The 17,937-nt window shown below is 66.3% G+C and carries 16 protein-coding genes; 6 read left to right on the plus strand and 10 right to left on the minus strand.

Annotation, left to right across the window (positions count from 1 at the left end):
• Positions 1 to 72 precede the first annotated feature (72 nt).
• From BMX07_RS01740 to BMX07_RS01750, 3 genes are all read right to left on the minus strand, one after another.
• Positions 73 to 861, minus strand: a complete 789-nt coding sequence (locus tag BMX07_RS01740; RefSeq protein ID WP_090612689.1) for a VOC family protein — start codon at positions 859 to 861, stop codon at positions 73 to 75.
• 48 nt (positions 862 to 909) lie between these two features.
• Positions 910 to 2,625: a Na+/H+ antiporter NhaC family protein gene (locus tag BMX07_RS01745; protein WP_090612693.1), complete on the minus strand. Its 1,716-nt coding sequence runs from the start codon at positions 2,623 to 2,625 to the stop codon at positions 910 to 912.
• 220 nt (positions 2,626 to 2,845) lie between these two features.
• Positions 2,846 to 3,958 (minus strand): OBG GTPase family GTP-binding protein, encoded by a 1,113-nt coding sequence (locus BMX07_RS01750; protein ID WP_090612697.1) that lies wholly within the window; start codon positions 3,956 to 3,958, stop codon positions 2,846 to 2,848.
• A 262-nt stretch (positions 3,959 to 4,220) separates the two neighbouring features.
• Between BMX07_RS01750 and BMX07_RS01755 the strand changes: the two genes are divergently transcribed.
• Both BMX07_RS01755 and BMX07_RS01760 read left to right on the plus strand, forming a co-directional pair.
• Positions 4,221 to 5,864, plus strand: coding sequence for a hypothetical protein (locus BMX07_RS01755; RefSeq protein ID WP_090612702.1), 1,644 nt, complete (start codon positions 4,221 to 4,223; stop codon positions 5,862 to 5,864).
• Positions 5,865 to 6,432: 568 nt separating this feature from the next.
• Positions 6,433 to 6,636, plus strand: a complete 204-nt coding sequence (locus BMX07_RS01760) for a VNG_1110C family protein (protein ID WP_090612707.1) — start codon at positions 6,433 to 6,435, stop codon at positions 6,634 to 6,636.
• A 104-nt stretch (positions 6,637 to 6,740) separates the two neighbouring features.
• On the opposite strand, the gene BMX07_RS01765 is transcribed toward BMX07_RS01760, so the two are convergent.
• Complete coding sequence (locus BMX07_RS01765) at positions 6,741 to 8,060, minus strand: tRNA(Ile)(2)-agmatinylcytidine synthase (RefSeq protein WP_090612711.1); 1,320 nt, start codon at positions 8,058 to 8,060, stop codon at positions 6,741 to 6,743.
• Between the two features lie 168 nt (positions 8,061 to 8,228).
• On the opposite strand from BMX07_RS01765, the gene BMX07_RS01770 reads away from it, so the two are divergent.
• Entirely contained in the window at positions 8,229 to 9,194 is a 966-nt protein-coding gene (locus BMX07_RS01770; RefSeq protein ID WP_090612714.1) for a transcriptional regulator, read from the plus strand.
• A gap of 103 nt (positions 9,195 to 9,297) precedes the next feature.
• Here BMX07_RS01770 and BMX07_RS01775 read toward each other — a convergent pair whose 3' ends face one another.
• Both BMX07_RS01775 and BMX07_RS01780 read right to left on the minus strand, forming a co-directional pair.
• The gene (locus tag BMX07_RS01775) at positions 9,298 to 9,555 is read right to left on the minus strand and encodes a glutathione S-transferase N-terminal domain-containing protein (RefSeq protein WP_090612716.1); all 258 of its coding nucleotides are present in this window, start codon (positions 9,553 to 9,555) and stop codon (positions 9,298 to 9,300) included.
• A gap of 108 nt (positions 9,556 to 9,663) precedes the next feature.
• Positions 9,664 to 11,070 (minus strand): NCS2 family permease, encoded by a 1,407-nt coding sequence (locus tag BMX07_RS01780; RefSeq protein WP_090612719.1) that lies wholly within the window; start codon positions 11,068 to 11,070, stop codon positions 9,664 to 9,666.
• A gap of 215 nt (positions 11,071 to 11,285) precedes the next feature.
• Between BMX07_RS01780 and BMX07_RS01785 the strand changes: the two genes are divergently transcribed.
• Positions 11,286 to 11,948, plus strand: a complete 663-nt coding sequence (locus tag BMX07_RS01785; RefSeq protein WP_090612723.1) for a potassium channel family protein — start codon at positions 11,286 to 11,288, stop codon at positions 11,946 to 11,948.
• Positions 11,949 to 12,123: 175 nt separating this feature from the next.
• On the opposite strand, the gene BMX07_RS01790 is transcribed toward BMX07_RS01785, so the two are convergent.
• Positions 12,124 to 13,191 carry a DNA methyltransferase gene (locus BMX07_RS01790; RefSeq protein WP_090612726.1) on the minus strand — a complete coding sequence of 356 codons (1,068 nt, stop codon included), beginning with the start codon at positions 13,189 to 13,191 and terminating at the stop codon, positions 12,124 to 12,126.
• 135 nt (positions 13,192 to 13,326) lie between these two features.
• On the opposite strand from BMX07_RS01790, the gene BMX07_RS01795 reads away from it, so the two are divergent.
• Both BMX07_RS01795 and BMX07_RS01800 read left to right on the plus strand, forming a co-directional pair.
• Entirely contained in the window at positions 13,327 to 14,319 is a 993-nt protein-coding gene (locus tag BMX07_RS01795) for a calcium/sodium antiporter (RefSeq protein ID WP_090614761.1), read from the plus strand.
• Positions 14,320 to 14,400: 81 nt separating this feature from the next.
• Positions 14,401 to 15,411, plus strand: a complete 1,011-nt coding sequence (locus tag BMX07_RS01800) for a glutathione S-transferase family protein (protein WP_090612729.1) — start codon at positions 14,401 to 14,403, stop codon at positions 15,409 to 15,411.
• Positions 15,412 to 15,450: 39 nt separating this feature from the next.
• Here BMX07_RS01800 and BMX07_RS01805 read toward each other — a convergent pair whose 3' ends face one another.
• From BMX07_RS01805 to BMX07_RS01815, 3 genes are all read right to left on the minus strand, one after another.
• Positions 15,451 to 15,783, minus strand: a complete 333-nt coding sequence (locus BMX07_RS01805) for a DUF7535 family protein (protein WP_090612733.1) — start codon at positions 15,781 to 15,783, stop codon at positions 15,451 to 15,453.
• A 94-nt stretch (positions 15,784 to 15,877) separates the two neighbouring features.
• Positions 15,878 to 16,684 (minus strand): NAD-dependent epimerase/dehydratase family protein, encoded by an 807-nt coding sequence (locus tag BMX07_RS01810; protein WP_090612736.1) that lies wholly within the window; start codon positions 16,682 to 16,684, stop codon positions 15,878 to 15,880.
• Between the two features lie 205 nt (positions 16,685 to 16,889).
• A complete protein-coding gene (locus BMX07_RS01815) occupies positions 16,890 to 17,903 on the minus strand; it encodes an alcohol dehydrogenase catalytic domain-containing protein (RefSeq protein ID WP_090612739.1) in 1,014 nt (337 codons plus the stop codon).
• Between the last annotated feature and the right edge of the window lie 34 nt (positions 17,904 to 17,937).

Raw genomic sequence — 17,937 nt, forward strand, 5'->3', positions numbered from 1 at the left:
GGCGACGGGTGCGGGAGAACAGGAGAGAGAAAGCGGCCGGTTGCCACCCCGCCACTGCGCGGGACGGCCGTTCTAGAACGGGAACAGCGAGTCGGCCTCGAGGTCGCGTTCGATGAGTTCGATCTCGTGACCGTCCTGATCTTTCGTAAAGGCGTACATGTCGTCGCAGCTCTCGGGATCACGATAGTCGGCGGCCTCCCGCTCCATGAGTCGGTCCCAGTCCGCTTCGAGGTCGTCGATACGGACACAGAGGTGCCCCCAGGCGTCGCCTAGCTCGTAGCTCCGGCCGTCGTAGTTGTAGGTGAGTTCGACGGACATCGCTTCGTCGGCGGCGTCCGTGGGTTCGACGAAGTAGTTCGCGAAGGTGTCGGCCTCCCAGCGGCCGACCTCGTCGTACTCGAACTTACGCGTCCAGAAGCCGAGCGCCTCGTCGGCGTCCTCGACGCGGATCATCGTGTGATCGAGCGACCAGCGTGCGCCGGTCTCGCGCTGGACGATCTCGATCTCGTGGCCGTCGGGATCTTTGACGAACGCGTAGCGGCCGCCACAGGATTCGGGGTCGCGGTAGTCGTCGACGCCCTCGTCCATGAGCTGCTGGTAGTAGTCCTCGAGTTCGCCCTCGGGGACGCGGACGGCGATGTGGCCCCAGGCGTCGCCCACGTCGGGCTCCTCGCCCTCGTTGTGGGTGATCTCGAGCATCGCCCCGTCCTCGTGCATCTCCTCGGGCCCGAGATAGACGATGGTGAACCCGTCGCCCTCGTAGCGATCTTTTTCTTCGTACTCGAGGTGGGTCCGATACCAGTCGAGCGATTCCTCGAGGTCGGCGACGCGGATCATCGTGTGGTCGAGCGTTCCGTCCATACGCAATCTCTGTCTTGCGGACGGCAAAAATATGGCGGAGACGGCGGTCTAGTCGAGGTCTTCCGGGGTGGATCCGGGTTCGGCCTCGGGCCCTCGACCGGTGCGGTCGACGTCGGCTGAGGAGGCTCTGGGAGCGATGCCTTTGCGCTGTGCGTCGATCTCCGAGAGCCCGTAGACGAGTCCGACCAGCAGGACGACGCCGAGGGGGAGGAAGACCATCCACGGAACACCGAAGAAACCGTAGAGCGCGTAACAGACGACCACGACGAACAGGACGGTTCCGGCGTAGTAGAGCTGCGTGCGGATGTGATCGATGAGGTCTGCACCGGTGAACGTCGCCGAGAGGACCGAGGTATCGGAGATCGGTGACGAGTGGTCCCCGAAGATCGCGCCCGAGAACACTGCGCCGACCATCACCGGCATGAGTTCGAACGTGCCGGTGAGTTCGTAGGCGACCCGGATCGAGATCGGCGTCACGATACCCATCGTCGCCCACGACGAGCCCATGGTGAACGCGACGAACGCGGACACGAGCAACACGACGATCGGGAGGACGGCCGGCGAGACGACCCCTTCCGCGATGCCGGCGACGTAGTTGCCAGTGCCGAGCTCCTCCGCGACCGCACTGATCGACCAGGCGAGGACCAGGATCGTCACCGCGGTCAGCATCAGGGAGAAGCCATCGAGAATCGTGTCGACACTGTCTCCGAGGTCGAAGAGATCGTAGGCCAGTCCGATGAGGATCAGGGTCGCGACCATCGCGAACGAGCCCCAGACGAGCGCGGCCGCGAAGTCGCCCGCGCCGACGACGTCGACCAGCACCTGGACGACGCCGTCGTTTCCGATGGCGGTCTCGAGCGACGTCGTCGCACCCGCCTCAGCCTGCTGGTCGAGCCACGACTGATAGCCGGTCCAGAACGCCCCGGAGAGCGTGACCGCGATCAGCACGACGATCGGTGCGAAGAACGTCCGGAGCATCGGTCGGTCCTCGATCGGCGCGCCCAGATCCTTCTCGACTTCCTGGAGGGGCTGTGCCTCGTCGCGGTTTACCTTCCCAGTCTGCCACGATCGGTGTTCAGCGTCGAGCATTTCCCCGTAGTCGCGCTGTGAGAGGACGATAACGCCCACCATGACGATCGCGAGTAGGGAGTACGTGTTGAACGGAATCGAACTAACGAACGTCTCGAACACACCCGGCGTGTCAGCCGCGGTGACAGCGTAGTCGTCGCTCTCGACGAGGGCAGTGTATCCGTCGTCGATCATCGAGAGCTGGAACGCGACCCAGCTCGAGAGCCCGATCGTCGCAACGGGCGCGGCCGTTGAGTCGACGATGTAGGACAGCTTTTCGCGAGAGATGTGCAGCTGATCCGAGATCTCGCGCATCGTACTGCCGACGATCGCCGTGTTGGCATAATCGTCGAAAAACAGGAGGATTCCCAGTATCCACGTCGCCGCGCCGGCATTTCGCTGGGTCTCGAGCCTGCTGGTCGCCCAGTTCCGGACGGCGCTCGCACCGCCGAGTCGCCAGATCAGTGCCACACCCGATCCGAGCAGCAGGGTGAAAACCAGGATATTCGCGTGGAACACGTCCGCGATGGCTCCAGTGATCCACTCGAACGTTTGTCCGATGCCGATGCTTCCGGTAGCGATGACTCCGCCCGACCAGATCCCGAGGAACAGCGACAGGATCGGTCGCCGCGTCCAGATCGCGAGGACGATCGCGAGCAGCGGCGGAGCCAGCGAGAGTGCGCCGAATTCAGCCATACCTACCTAGTCTTCGGGCTGTCGTATATTCTTCGCCATTCCGATACGAATACTGTCAAATCAAACATTTTAGACTGAGTGAATGTCGGAGAAAGAGCACCTCGGACGCCATCTACTCTACCATTCGACACAACTATGGGTATTTTATATTATTCATGGCCGAATAATTTCGCAGACCGAGCGCGGTGACGGATACGTGTGGGCAACGGGGCCGAACCGGCTATCGCCGCAGGATCAACTTCAGCACGTCCTCGTCCTCGAGGACGTGATCCTTCCCGACCTGCTGTTGATCGTGGGCCGCACTCGGACCGGTCACCCGGGCGAAGCGGAACCGCTCCTCCATCTCGCCGCCGAGTTTCTCGATCGCCTCGCCGACGGTGGTTCCCCGCTCGATCACGAGCGGTTCCTCCCAGTCGATGCCGCGGCCGGGTTTGTCCATGTAGACGCGGATGAGGCCGAGGTTGTCCCAGATGCGGTCCTTGAGCGCCTCGAGGCCCTTCTCCTCCTCGGCGCTGATGAAAGTGACGTCCGCGGGATCGAGGTCGCGCTGGCGCAACTGCTCGTCGACCGTCTCCTTGTAGTCGGGATCGATTAGGTCGACCTTGTTGACGCAGGTGATCGAGGGAATGTACTCCCGGTTCTCCATCAGCCCGTCGACCAGCCGGTCGATGGTGACGTTCTCCTGCAGGTTGACGACGGCGTTGACGTAGCCGTGCTCGCGGAGAACGTGCTTGATCGTCTCCTCGTCCAGGTCCTGGTCGGTGCTCGAGGTGATCTTGATGCCGTCTTTGATCTTCGGTCGGACCGTGACCCGCGGGGGCTCCTGATCGACGCGGATGTTGATGTCGTACAGCTCCTTCTGGAGGCGGTCGTACTGCTCGATCTCGAACACCGAGAGCATGAAGATGATCAGATCGGCGTTGCGGACGACCGCCAGCACCTGCTGGCCGTCGCCCTTGCCCGTCGCAGCGCCCTCGATCAGCCCGGGGACGTCGAGCAGCTGGATGTTCGCGCCGCGGTGGGTGAGCATGCCCGGGTTGACGTCGAGTGTCGTGAACTCGTAGGAGCCGGTTTCGCTCTCGGCGTTGGTCAGCGAGTTCAGCAGCGACGACTTGCCGACGCTCGGAAATCCGACCAGCGCGACGGTCGCGTCGCCGTGCTTCTCGACGGAGTAGCCGCCGCCACCGCCGGAGCCGGACTGCTGTTTCTCGAGTTTCTCCTTTTTCTCCGCGAGCTTCGACTTCAGCCGGCCGATGTGGGCCTCCGTCGACTTGTTGTAGGGCGTGTTGGCGATTTCATCCTCGATTGCCTCGATTTCATCCTCGAGCCCCATTTGTCCGTATACAACCGGTCGTGCCGAAAAACCCTTTCGAGACACACGTTGCGAATCCCGACCGACGGCCCGGCCCTCGGCCCGATCCCGACGGCGACTGCGACCGAGCGCGGGGCCGATCGAATCGGCTGTAACTGACGCGACGGTCCCGATTTCGACTCCGTCGCGATCCTCCGGCCGAACCGAACACTCGTTTTCTCGGTTGTCTTCGTCTCACCAATGTTGTACTAGCTATACCGGCCCGTACGCCGTACGATACCGTATGCGACGGCGGGAATACGTGGCAGTGGTGGGAAGTAGCGTGGGTGCCCTCGCGACGACGGGCGTCTCCGACGCCCAGTCGCGCTCCCTCGAGCGCGTGTGTCCCACGGAACGCACCACGGCCGTCCGGCCCGGTGACGAGATCGTTTTCGAGGCCGCGGCGACGCCGGCGGTCGAACCGCCGGCAGCGGACTGGCGAGTCGACGGCGCGGACGGGGATGGGGACGAGATCGCACCGGCGGCACCGTTCTACAGCTACACCGATATCACGGGTAACCCGGCCGCTTACGGCCGGTTCGACGAGACCGGGTCGTACGACGTGCGCGTGACCGTCGACGGGACGACGGTCTCGTGGACGGTCGACGTCACCGAGAGCGCGCCGGCGGTACCGAGCGTCGACGTGACGTGCGACCCTGGACCGGACGCCACAGTTACCGTGCGCGACGAGATCCGCGTGACGGCGACGGCCACCGACGAGAGCGGGACGCTCCGGCGACTCTTCTGGCAGGAAGGGCGCAACGCGACGTACGTCGACCGCACCGATCTGTCGGGGTCGACGGCGACGGTCACGTACACGACGGCCGGCGGGAACGCGATCTGGTTCATCGGCGAGTACCCGATGATGGCGTGGGTCGCCTGCCGCGACGGGCGGCTCTCGAGCGGTCGAACCGACGGGCCGTCCGTCGACGCGTTCCACCGTGTCTCGAGTATCGACACGAACGCGCCGGTCCGTGCGGGCGACGAGCTAATCGTCGAGGCCGAAATCGAGCCCGAAGGGAGTTCCACGTATCACGCGTTCGTCGACGTGGAGACCGAGCTGATCGTCGGTCACGATCCCACCCGCGTCGACGGCGAGACGGTCGAGGTGTTCACGGGGCAGACCGAGACCGTGCGACTCGAGTTTACGACGGCCACCGTCCGCAACACGCAGACGTTCCCCGCTCGCGTCGAGACGGCCCACGATGCCTCGGAGACCGATGTCACCGTCGTCGGAACCGAGGACGCCGACGCCCACGGCTCACTCGAAGTGACCACCCTCTCGACGAACGCGCCGGTGACCGGCGGGGAACGGCTCGAGGTAACCGCCGTGCTCTCGAACGCGGGCGACGGCCCGGCCGGTCGCGAGGTCGAACTCGTCGTGGGCCACGATCCGACGACGGTCGACACGCGGGCGGTGACCGTCGGCGCGGGCGAGACGGTGACGGTCTCGCTGGGGTACGAGACCTATCCGGTCGAGAACGACGACGAGTTTCCCGTTCGCGTCCGGACGGGCGACGACGCCGCCGCACAGACGGTACTCGTCCGCGGACGCGACGGGGGCGGCAGCGGAGGCCAGGGTGACGCCGCGTTCGCGGTTTCGATCACCGGGACGAACGCGCCGGTGACCGGCGGCGAGTGGCTCTCGGTGAGTGCCGTCGTCGAAAATACGGGTGACGCCGTGGGGAGCCACGAGATCGATCTCGTCGTCGGTCACACGCCCGAAGTGGTCGACGGGACGAGCGTGCGTCTCGCTCCCGGCGAGACGAGGACGGTGTCGCTCGGCTACGAGACCTATCCCGTGGCCTCCGACGACACGTTTCCGGTGCTGGTTCGGTCGCCGCACGCGAGCGACACGCGGACGGTAACCGTCCACGGGACGGGGTGAGACCGGTTCTCCGCCGCGGGGATACGTTCGGGCCGCGGACTCCCGACGCGCTCGACCGATGCATCTCCGCGGCAGCAACCGGTAGACGAGCGGGCGGCGTGGCTCATGCACCGGTGATCGTGCGATCGAAACGAAGAGCGACCTCGCAGTTGCCCGGCGGTGAACCCGGTCGCGTTCTGGAAGCAGCCGTCGTCGCCCGATGGGCCGCGGTGGAAAAGGTATTGTCGGTCAGCTCTCGCCCCCGCCGGTGTGATACTCACCGAACGAATCGGCCATCGTCGGTGCGCTCACGGGTCCGATTCAGTGGTGGGTCGTGATGACACTGATCCGACGCCGGGTCCGTCCCCGTTGAACTGGAATTTCGTCCGCTACGGGCGCTCCAGTCGCCGGTATCCGGAACGGACCATCTAGATGTATGTTATCCATGTGCATAGTTGGCCTGCATGGTATCGCCAGCGACCATCGGTCGCGATCGTCGCCGCGTTCGCCCCCCGACCACTCTCGACTCGATTACCGAAACCAACGGAAGTTCGACACACATAAACGATTGGCGACGGTTTTACTACGTATGCCAACCGCGTCGCAGCTGCGCGACAGCACCCAGATCGTCCTCCCGCGAGAGACGCTCGAGGGACTCGAATCGCAGCTCGACGACGAGTTCACCGTCACCGTCTTCCCGGCGGGCGAGGACTACTGTCGGATCATCGGTAGCCCCGTCGAGATCAAGGCGGCCAGCGAGTTCCTGGCTCGCCACGGCGTCACTATGCGCTGATCGACGCTTTCTCTTCTCGCCAGCAGCTCGATCGGTTTCCAGTGCGCAGTTTCGATCCGCGTTCGCGACCGATTCCGTCGGTCAGCGGGGAGCCGTAGCCGTCCCTACCGCTCGACGTGCGTCGGCGCGTCGAACCCGCCGCGGACGAGCGGCTTCGCGATGTGACGGCGCGCACACGGCGGCACCTCGTACCAGCCGACTTCGAGGTCGCGCTCGAGCGGTCGTTCCGCCTTCCCCGCCGTCCCGGTCTCGCAGTCCCGGCAGCGGTAGCCCTGCGCTCGACCGGCGCTCTCCATCGTTCGCCCGCAGTCGGGACAGGTCGGCGTCACTCGTTCGGTCCGCACGAGCTCGCGGACGGCGAACTTCTCGAGTTTGAGCGTTCCGTCGGACACCTCGCCGCAGGCGGTGATCCGATCGCCCACGCGAAGCGCTCGCACGCGGTCACGAAACCGCTTCGTCGGCTCGAAGGCCGCACAGGCGAGTCGTTCGGTCGACCGCTCGCCGTCGCCGTTGCCGTTCCCGTCCGCGGCAGTGACCGGCGGCTCGAGATCGACGAAAACGTGTCCGCCGCGTCTCGTTTCGGGCTCGCCGGCGACCCTTCCCTCGAGTCGGTAGGCCCGTCCGTCCTCGACGGCCGCGATCGAGCCGTCCCGGAGGTGGACGTCCGTGCCCTGATTGGTCACGAAGCACTGGCTCGCGGCGACGGGCTCGCTCTCGATTTCCTCGGCGACCGCTCGCACCGCGTCCGGATCGTCGCCGCGGATCCCGTGCAGGATCGGGCCGGGCGCGTGTGGGACGCAGACGGTCTCGCCCTCGCCGCGGTCGACGGTGTCCCACACCGCCGGATACCCCCGCTCCGCTGCGGCGAAGACGCTCTCGTGATCCACGTCGCGGGGCGTCCCCCACCGTTCGGGCGCGCGGTAGGAGATGTACTCGTAGGTCCACTCCTCGAGCGCCGCTCGGGCCCCGACGGCGGCCAGCGCGCCGATCCGGCCGCGGCCGTCGCCGGCGTGCCACGACCGATAGCCGCGGCGCTCGATCAGGGCTGCGGCGTCGGCGGGCTCGAGGTGGTCGCGGATCGCCGCCCGCGCGAACCGGCTCACGTCGTCCGGAATCGCGGCCGCTTCGGGTGCGTGGTCGGCCACGACCAGCCCCGGATTCGTCCGCTCGTCCCCGGTTTCGGCCAGCGACTCGAGTCGGTCGCGGCCGATCTCGACCGCGCGGCCGGGGTCGCAGTCGGTGTGAATCGCCAGCGCGGCGTTCCCTCGCGTCTTGTACTCGACGGCGGGGTTGAGCCGAACGAGCAGCGGCCGGGCGACGGACGCCCCGTCGTGGCGCAGTCGCTCAGCGATCGCCGTGGCGACGTAGGTCGTACACATGCCTCGCTCGCGCGAGTCGGTATCGTCGAGCCCGACGACTGTCATCGGCGGCTCTTGGTCGGGTGTCCGGTAACCGTTTTCGGGATTCCACCGCCGTCGCCGCGCGGAGAAAACCAGTATATAACTATGTTCCCGATACGGGTTCGAATCGCGATACGGCACCCGGACATCCCGGGGAAAATGTCTTATACGAGGAATCGCTTACAACCCCGTATGTCCCGCTCCGCACTGGTCGGCAACGTGACCGCGATGTTAGAGGACGCGGGATTCATGGTGAGCGATCGGTGTGCGATTCGACCGAAGAGCTTCGATATCGCCGCGCGGCGCGGCGAGGACCTCATCCTCGTCAAGATCCTCGCGAACATCGACGCGTTCAACGAGGCGACGGGCCACGAGATGCGCCGCCTGGGTACGTACCTCGGCGCGACGCCGCTCGTCATCGGCCTGCGCAGCCGCGACGAGGACCTCAAACCCGACGTCGTCTACTTCCGACACGGCGTCCCCGTCTTCAGCCCCGATACGGCGTACAACCTGTTCATCGAGAAGGTCCCGCCACTGATCTACGCCGCTCCCGGCGGCCTCTACGTCAACATCGACGGCGACCTGCTGGCCGACGAGCGCGAGGACCGCGACTGGAGTCTCGGGCAACTCGCCAACGAACTCGGCGTCTCGCGTCGGACCGTTTCGAAGTACGAGGACGGGATGAACGCCTCCGTCGAGGTCGCGATGGCGCTCGAGGAACTGTTCGAAGCACCCCTGACCAGCCCCGTCGACGTACTCGAGGGGGCAGACGACGTCCACGAGAGCGAGGCGACGCCGGACGATCCCGAGGCAGACCCGGACGACGAACAGGTCGTCGCCGTCTTCACGCGGGCCGGATACAGCGTTCACCCGACGGCCCGATCGCCGTTTACGGCGATCAGCGAGGACGAAGACGACAGCGACATCGTCCTGACCGGCCACTCGAAGTTCACGAAGGCCGCGGAGAAACGTGCCCGGATCATGAGTTCGATCGGCCAAGTCACGCGCACGCGATCCGTGTACGTCGTCGACCGGGCGAAACAGGAGTCCGTCGACGGCACCGCGCTGGTCGAGCGCGACGAACTCGCGAAACTCCGGAACGCCGACGACCTCCGGGACGTTATCCGGGAGCGCTCCGAGCACGAAGAAGCGGCCTGAGAGTGTCGACGGGTCGCTGACTCCAGCCTGACTGTCGGCCGTCAGTTTCTGGTACCGCTCGACCGCCGCACGAGAAACGCGACCTGTCGCTCACCGAGCGTCCCTACGCCGCACCGCCGCCGTACGTCTCCTCGAGGTACTCGACGATGTCGCCGCTCTCGTTCATTCCGTCGACGCCGTTCGCCTCGTCGACGATGACCGGCACGCCCGTCTGGCCGCTGACGTTCTCGACCTCGGTGCGTTCGCCGTGCGAACGGGGGACCTCGATGGTATCGTACTCGAGCTCGAGTTCGTCGAGCTTCGAGCGGACCTTCGCACAGTACGGACAGCCGGGAAGCTCGTACATGGTGATGTCTGCCATTGTGACGTAACGTAGGGGCCTCGAAGCGTAAGAACACACGGGTTGCGGCGGTCTCCGCGATCAGGAGACGGGATGATGAATCAACGACGATCGGATACGTGACCTGGATTAGCCGATCATGCCGCTCGTGTGGACGTAGAAGTAACCCACGAGGACGGCGGCCATGAGCCACTGTCCGAGGCGAATGTCGTCGAACTCGCCCATCGCAGCCTTGAGGATCGGGAACGCGATGATGCCGGCCGCGAGGCCGTTGGCGATCGAGTAGGTCAGCGGCATGATCGTGATCGTCAGCCCCGCGGAGACGGCCCACGCCGGATCGTCCCAGTCGATGTCGAGGACGCCCTGTAACATGATGATCCCGACGACGACGAGCGCGATGAACGACGCGTACGCGGGAATCATCGCGATCAGCGGAATGAGCACGAGCGTGGCGAGAAACAGGAGTCCGACGACGAGCGCCGTCAGGCCCGTCCGGCCGCCTTCCTCGACGCCGGTCGAGGATTCGACGTACGTCGTCACGGTCGACGTCCCGACCATCGCGCCGACGGTCGTCCCGATCGCGTCGGCCATCAGCGGCTTGTCGATGTCGGGGAGGTTGCCGTCGTCGTCGAGAAAGCCGCCGAACTGCGAGACGCCGATGAGCGTCCCGGCGGTGTCGAAGAAGTCCACGAAGAAGAACGTGAAGACGACCAGCGTGAACGTGAGCGGATCGATGTCCTGGAGCCCGTCGACGAAGGCGAACAGCAGCGGGGAGATGTCGTACTGCGGGGACGTGACGACCGCATACGATAGCTGTCCGTCCTCGCTCAGCAGCGCCGTCGGCAGAACCGACGTCGGGCTGGCCAGTCCCGTGAAGTACGCGAGCCAGCCGGCGACGGACGTCCCGAAGATACCGAGGATGATCGAGCCGGTGACGTCGCGCGCCCAGAGCACGAACGTCAGGAAGAGGCCGAACAGGCCGAGCAGGGCTGCCGGGTTCGTCGCGATGTCACCGAGCGCGACGGCGGTCGCTTCGTCCGGAACCACGACGCCCATCTCTTGCAGTCCGATGAACAGTAGGAAGATCCCGATCCCCGCGCCGACCGAGAACTTCACCGGCTCCGGGAACAGCCTGATGACGTACTCTCGAGCGCCGATCGCCGTGATGACGATGAAAACGATCCCCTCGACGAACACGGCTGCGAGAGCCGTCTCCCACGGGATTCCCATCCCGATGACGACCGTGTACGCGAAGAAGACGTTCAATCCCATACCGGGGGCGAGTCCGAACGGTCTGTTCGCGTAGAACGCCATCACGAAGATGGCGACTGCCGACGCGATGATCGTCCCGATTGCGATCATCTGGACGACCTGTAAGTAGGAGTAGCCGGGAATTTCGATCGCGTCCGCCAGAATGAACGGATTGACCAAGATGATGTACGACATCGCGAGGAACGTCGTCACTCCCGCGATGGTTTCGGTACCGACGTCGGAATCGTGTTCGGCGAGCCCGAAGTAATTCTCGAGTGCCCCCATATTGGATGTCCGAGCATAACCAGAGCGATTAGTTAAACGTTCCTGTCCGGATCTGCGAGCGTAGTATCCACATATGTGCACATTTGCCGCCGAGGCGGAACCCGGGTGAGACGGATCGACTGCTAGTTCGATCGCTCGCGTCGGCCGGGGATCGAACGCGCTCCCGTGGCGAGACGGACTAACGTATTTCACCTCGGAGCGCGTACCACGGTAGCATGAGGTTTGTCATCGTGGGATACGGTCGGGTCGGATCGCGGACCGCGAGGATCCTCGACGAGGAGGGCCACGACGTCGTGATCGTCGACAGCGACGCGGATCGCATCGATCGCGCCAGCAACGACGGACTCGAGACGGTTCGCGGTGACGGGGCCGACGAGGACGTGCTCGTCGACGCGGGCATCGAGAGCGCCGACGCGATCGGCGCGTTCACGCCCGATCTCAACGCCAACTTCGCGGCCTGTATGGTCGGCACGCACCACGGCTGTCGGACCGTTCTGCGAATCGACGAGGACTACCGCGAGGACATCTACGAGAAGTACGCCGCGGAGGTCGACGAGATCGTCTATCCGGAGCGTCTGGGGGCGGCGGGCGCGAAGACAGCCCTGCTCGGCGGCGACTTCAACGTCGTCGCCGACCTCGCCGCGAACCTCCAGTTGACCGTCCTCGAGATCCGGGAGGGGTCGCCGGCAGTCGGCAAGCGAATGAGCGAACTCGAACTCCCGGAATCCGCGCGAATCTACGCCCACGGCCGCGCGCGAGAACCCCTGACCATTCCGCTTCCAGGAACCGAACTCGAGGTCGGCGACGAGGTCGCGGTCATCGCCGAGACCGATCGGACGGAGGAGGTTCGGTCGACGCTGTTGCCCGCCACCGCCTGACCGGCGGTTCGATCGCGTATCGAAAGGGAGAGAAACGGGTACAGGCGCACCGGCGGATGGGGGATTGGGAGGGGTGGGGAGACCGCCGCGCGCCTGTTCGACACGTCACGACGGGGACCAATAAAACTGCGTCAGACGATCGACCGACGGGAGTCAGACGAGCCGTCGTCGGACGTCAGGTATCCGTTTCGTTCCCCTCCTCGAGGCGGAAGACGAGGACGTTCTGGTGGACCATCGAGGGGACGAACGAAAACGGGTAGCCGTAGACGTGGAGGTCTTTCGTGGGGTCGTACCAGATCAGGTTCGCCGCCAGCGTCAGCGGGGCCGTCGATTCGATCGCTCGCGCGAGATCCGCCGAGAGAAACTCGTAGGACTGCTCGCGGTACATGTCGCCGATGAAGACGACGACGTGGCCGTCCGGCGCGACGGCGTCCGCGAATCGGTCGAACTTGTCGGCCATGTCGGCGAGCCAGTCGTCCTTGGAGTCCCACTCCCCGCCGTCGTCGCCGGCCTCGATATCGGCGGCCGCGTCGGTCCCGTCCGGCCCGTCGAACGATCCAAGCTTGCTCTCTCGAGTCCGACGCTCGTTGCGCGTCTGCTCGAGTTCGTCCATGTGCCAGTAGGGAACGTCGGTCAGCAGAAGCTCCACGTCGTCGTCGGGCACGTCGTCGATCAGGTCGGCACAGTCGCCGTGGCGCATGTCCTGGGCGGCGAGCGGCGGGTCGCCGCGAGCCCCGCGCGCTTCGTTTTCCCGCTCGAGGACCGTCCGATAGATCTCGATCCAGCGCTCGGTGCGCTCGAAGCCGATCGCCTCGCGACGCCCGGTACCCTCGTGTTCGCAGAAGCTCGCGCCCAGCAAAGTGCCGCCGACGCCGGCGAACGGGTCGAGGACGGTGTCGCCGGCCTTGCTGAACCGGCCGATCAGCTCCGCGCAGAGCCGCGGCGGTTTCTGGCCGCCGTGATCGCTGCGCAGGTCGTGCTGGACGGCGGGCGGATAGCCCTCGGCGATCACGGACTTCGTGGCGTACTTCCACTCCCTGCCCGTGAGATCGTTCACCCGGTTGCGCTCGTCGTAGATTCCACGGCCCTCCAGGTAGCGCTGATGGTCGGCCAGGTCGTCGGTATCGATCACCTCGCCGTCCTCGACCGGGAGGGACTCCTCCCGCGCGCGGTCGGCGTCGAATCCGCCGTCGTCGTCCGTGAACAGGCGGCTCTGGCGGTGTCGATCCCCGTCGTCTGCCATGTATGGACTCGAGTGCTCACGCGAGGCGCTTAAACGCTTGTACGTCCCCTCGAATACGTTTCCCGAACTGGTGCGTCGACCGCTGACGGCCGTTCCCGGCGCTTTTTACGGCCCCGTCCGAAGAGACGCACGATGATGGTGCCCGTCGGAGACGCCGTCGCGTTTGTCGCCGGCATGTTCGCGCTGTGGATCGGTGCCCGCCTGCTCGTAACCGGTGCCTCGAGACTCGCGAGCGCGGCCGGCGTCTCCGCGCTCGTCGTCGGCCTCACGGTCGTCGCGTTCGGAACCTCCGCGCCGGAACTCGTCGTTTCGACCGGTGCCGCGCTCGAGGGGCAGGGTAACGTCGCGGTCGGGAACGTCGTCGGCTCGAACGTGTTCAATCTCGGCATCATCCTCGGGGCAGTTGCCACGCTCTCGCCGTTTCGAATCACCGGCCAACTGCTCCGTCGTGACGTGCTCACGATGGCGGCATCGACGGTCGTCGCGGCCGCCGTCCTCGCAAACGCCGTCGTCTCGCGGCTCGACGGTGCGATACTCCTCGTGCTCCTGGGCTGCTACCTCGGCGCGCTCGGCCTCGCGATTCGGACGGGCGACGACGCCGCGGCGAACGGGGCGTCCGCGTCGCTCGAGGCCGTGGACCGCTCGTCGTTGCCGGTCGGGTCCACCGCCGTCGGCGGAGCGACGCGCCTCGGCCTGGACATCGTCAGCGTCGTCGCCGGCCTCGCGCTGGTGATCGTCGGCGGCCGGCTGCTGGTCGACGGCGCGGTCGGGGTAGCGCTGACCGCCGGCGTCTCGGAGTGGGTCGTCGGCGCGACGATCGTCGCGGCTGGCACCTCGGTGCCGGAACTCGTGACCTCGGTCGTGGCCGCACGCGGGGAGAACGTCAGCATCGCCGCGGGGAACGTCGTCGGCTCGAGCGTCTTCAACGTCCTCGGCGTGCTGGGGGTCGCAGCGTCGATCCGTCCGCTCACGGTCGCTCCCGCCGTCTTCCCCGCGCTGGCGTGGCTCGCCGTACTGACCGCCTTCACGACCGCGGTACTCGCAACGGGCCGACGGCTCACCCGTCTCGAGGGGGTCGCCCTCATCGCGCTCGGTGCGAGCTACTGGGTCGGTAGCGTGGTCGCCTGATCCGGCGCGAGTCGGCGGCTCGCGGCCCGGTAACGCGAGTGTTAGCGAGGCCATATGAACCCACCGACCGTACGTCGGGGTATGAATATGCTCGTCGACGGGGAGTGGCGGACCGACGCGTACGACACGACCGACGACGACGGCTCGTTCGAACGGCAGTCGACGACGTTTCGAAACGAGATCCGAGACGATCCCGACGCCCGGTTCCAGCCCGAGGCGGGCCGATACCACCTGTACGTCTCCGCCGCCTGTCCGTGGGCCCACCGGGCGCTCGTGACGCGGGCGCTGACGGGACTCGAGGACGCGATCTCCGTCTCGGTGGTCGACCCGTATCGCGACGAAGACGGCTGGCAGTTCACGCCCGACAAGGCGGGTTGTACGCCCGATCACGTCCACGGCGCGGACTATCTCCGAGAGCTGTACGTGCGCGCGGACCCGGACGCGACCTGTCGCGTGACCGTGCCGGTCCTGTGGGACAAACGAGAGGACACCATCGTCAACAACGAGTCCGCAGAGATCATGCGGATGCTCGCCACCGAGTTCGGGAGCCTCGCCTCGCGGAACGTCGATCTCTACCCCGAGGGCTATCGGGCGGCGGTCGATCGAATCGTCGACGAGATCTACGAGCCGATCAACAACGGCGTCTATCGGGCCGGGTTCGCGACGAAGCAAGACCCCTACGACGAGGCGGTCGACGACCTCTTCGCGGCGCTCGATCACTGGGACGAGGTGCTGGCAGAGCAGCGCTACCTCGCCGGCGACCGACTGACCGAGGCCGACATCGCGATGTTCACGACGCTCGTTCGATTCGACAACGTCTATCACACGCACTTCATGTGTAACGTCCAGTACGTCCGGGAGTACGACAACCTCTGGCCGTACCTGCGGGACCTCTACCAGACACCGGGCGTCGCCCGGACGGTGAACATGGACCACATCAAGGAACACTACTACACGACCCACCCGGACGTGAATCCCCACCGGATCGTCGCCCGCGGCCCCGATCCGGAGTTCGACGCCCCCCACGACCGCGACGAGCTGCCGGGCGGACCGCCTTCGGCCCTCCTCGCGGGCGCGAGCGCCGACGAGTAACGGAGCGCGCTCGAGAGAGAAGGAACCGAGCCGGCGGGCTTACGACTCCGCGGCCGTCTGATCGGCCTCGCTTCGGTCGGCGTCCGCGTCTTCGGGTTCGGGATCGGTTTCCGCGGGCTCGGTTTCGTCGGCCGCGCCGGAGGCGGAGTCGGCCCGATCGGACGCGGTCCGACCGGACTCGCGCCGCCAGTTCTCGAAGCTGTGTTCGAACTCCTCCTCGGAGACGAATAGCTTCCAGAGAATCCACGCCGGGACGAGGACGGGGATCAGCGGCAGCAAAACGACGACGAGTACCGCGGCCATGATGTAGCCGAACAGGGACATCTGTGTGTTCGGCCCGTAGCCCGTCGACTCGGACACCTTGACTGACATGTGTGACGGTAGGAACGTGTCGGTATTCCGTCTTTCGATCTCACGGGTCGTCCGACGGGCTCTCGAGGCGACCGACGCTGCGTCGTCCGTGACATCAGGGCGAGTCGAGACCGTCGCGCCCGCTCGAGTCGTCGCTCAGCACCGCTTCGGCGTCGTCCTGCGGTCGATACGCGAGCGACTGCATGGTCTCGGACAGCGAGAGGAATCGCTCGGAGTTGTCGGAGATCCCGTGGGCGATCAGGGGCGAGCCGTCGAGTGCCGTCGTCGCGGCCGCGTTGAGGAGCCGTCGACAGTCGTCGGGGCTGAGCCACATCGCGCGGGCGTAGCGCTCGCCGGAGGCGTCCCGTTCTCGACACTCCTGGCGGAGTTCGTCGCGGGTGAGCAGCCAGCCGATCCGCAGGTTCACGACGTCGAACCCGTGGCGGTTCGCGTAGTACGACCCCATCGCCTCGCCGAAGACCTTCGTGACGCCGTAGTAGGTGTCTGGGTCCGTCGGATCGGCCGGCCGGACGATCTCGGGTGTGCCGACCGTCGACTCCGGTCGGATTCCCGAGACGGTGTTTTTCATGTTGACCGCGTGGTTCGAACTCGCGAAGACGACCCGCTCGAGTCCGTTTTCGGCCGCCGCCTCGAAGGTGTTGTAGACCCCGTCGACGTTCGGCCCGCTCACCTCGTCCCACTCGGCCCGCGGCGACGGGTTGGCCGCGAGGTGGATCAGCACGTCCTGCCCGTCGAGAGCGTCCAGAAACTCCTCGCGGTCGGTGATCTCGAGCGGCGTCGCGTCCAGGTCTTCGGTCTCGCTGTGGGAGAAGAGCGTGAGCTCGTGGTCGTCGTCCGGAAAGGCGTCGACGGCCTCTCTGCCGACGTTCCCTGCCGCGCCGGTGATCGCGATACTCGTCATACCGAACGGTCGATCACCGGACCAAAATAGGTCGGGCCAGCGCCTTCCGGCCGAACCGTCCGCATCGCGGACGGTGGTGTCTCCGGAGACATCGGGACGAGAGCGACCGACAGCGCCCCCAACGCTCCAGGCAGCGCCACTTCCGTTCCCGCCCGTCGCGGAACGCACGGGCGGCCGATACCGAGTCCTCGGTGGAGTCGCCCACCTACGGCTCGACGACGATCTTCCCGACGGTCTCGCGGTCTTGCATCGCCGCGAAGGCCGCGTCGGTGTCCTCGAGCGCGTAGGTCTCGTCGATCTCGGGTGCCAGGTCGCCGTCGGCCGCGAGGTCGACGAGTCGCCGGAGATCGTCCTGGGTGCCCATCGTGGAGCCGATAACGCGCTTGTGTCCGAGAAAGAGGTTCGCCACGCGAATCGTCGACTCGCCGCCGGCCGTGCGGCCGCAGATCGTCATCGTCCCGCCGCGACGCATGACCGACTGTCCCAGCTCGGTGAACTCCCCGCCGAGGTGATTGATCACCGCGTCCGGCGCGCCGATCCCCTCGACGGCCTCGCGAATGTCGTCGACGTCGGCGGATCGAATCCCGTGATCGAGCCCGAGTTCGCGGACCCGCTCGAGTTTCGCTTCCGAGGAGGACGTGCCGATCGTCTCGGCACCGAAGATATCGGCGAGTTGGACGGTCGCGACGCCGACGCCGCCGGTCGCACCGGGGACGAACACCAGATCGCCGGGACCGACCTCGGCCCGCCGGAGCATGTGGAAGGCGGTCATGGACGCCGTCGGAATCGCGGCGGCCGTCGTCGCGTCGACGCCCTCGGGCAGCGGGATGAGGCGATCGGCCTGCACGCGGGCGGTCTCCGCGAGGCCGCCGTGATACAGCGAGAACCGTTCGCACAGGTTCTCCGGCCCCTCGCGGCAGAACCGACAGGAACCGCAGGTCTGGTTCGGGCAGAGGACGACCTCGTCGCCGGGTTCGACGCCGCGGACGTCGTCGCCGACCTCGCTCACGACGCCGGCCACGTCCAGGCCCGTGACGAACGGCAGGTCGGTGGCGTCGACCATCGCCGACTCCCCCTCGAGGATCCAGAGGTCGTGGCGGTTGATCGCGCAGGCCTCGACGTCGACCAGCGCCGCTTCGGGGCCGCAGTCGGGGACCTCGCGCTCGATCGTGCTCACTCCGTCCGGGCCGATCAGATCGGTGAACGCTGCGGCTCGCATCGGTTCTCCGGTCGGTCTCGAGGGTAAAGATCCT

Source organism: Natrinema salaciae (assembly GCF_900110865.1).
Classification (GTDB): domain Archaea; phylum Halobacteriota; class Halobacteria; order Halobacteriales; family Natrialbaceae; genus Natrinema; species Natrinema salaciae.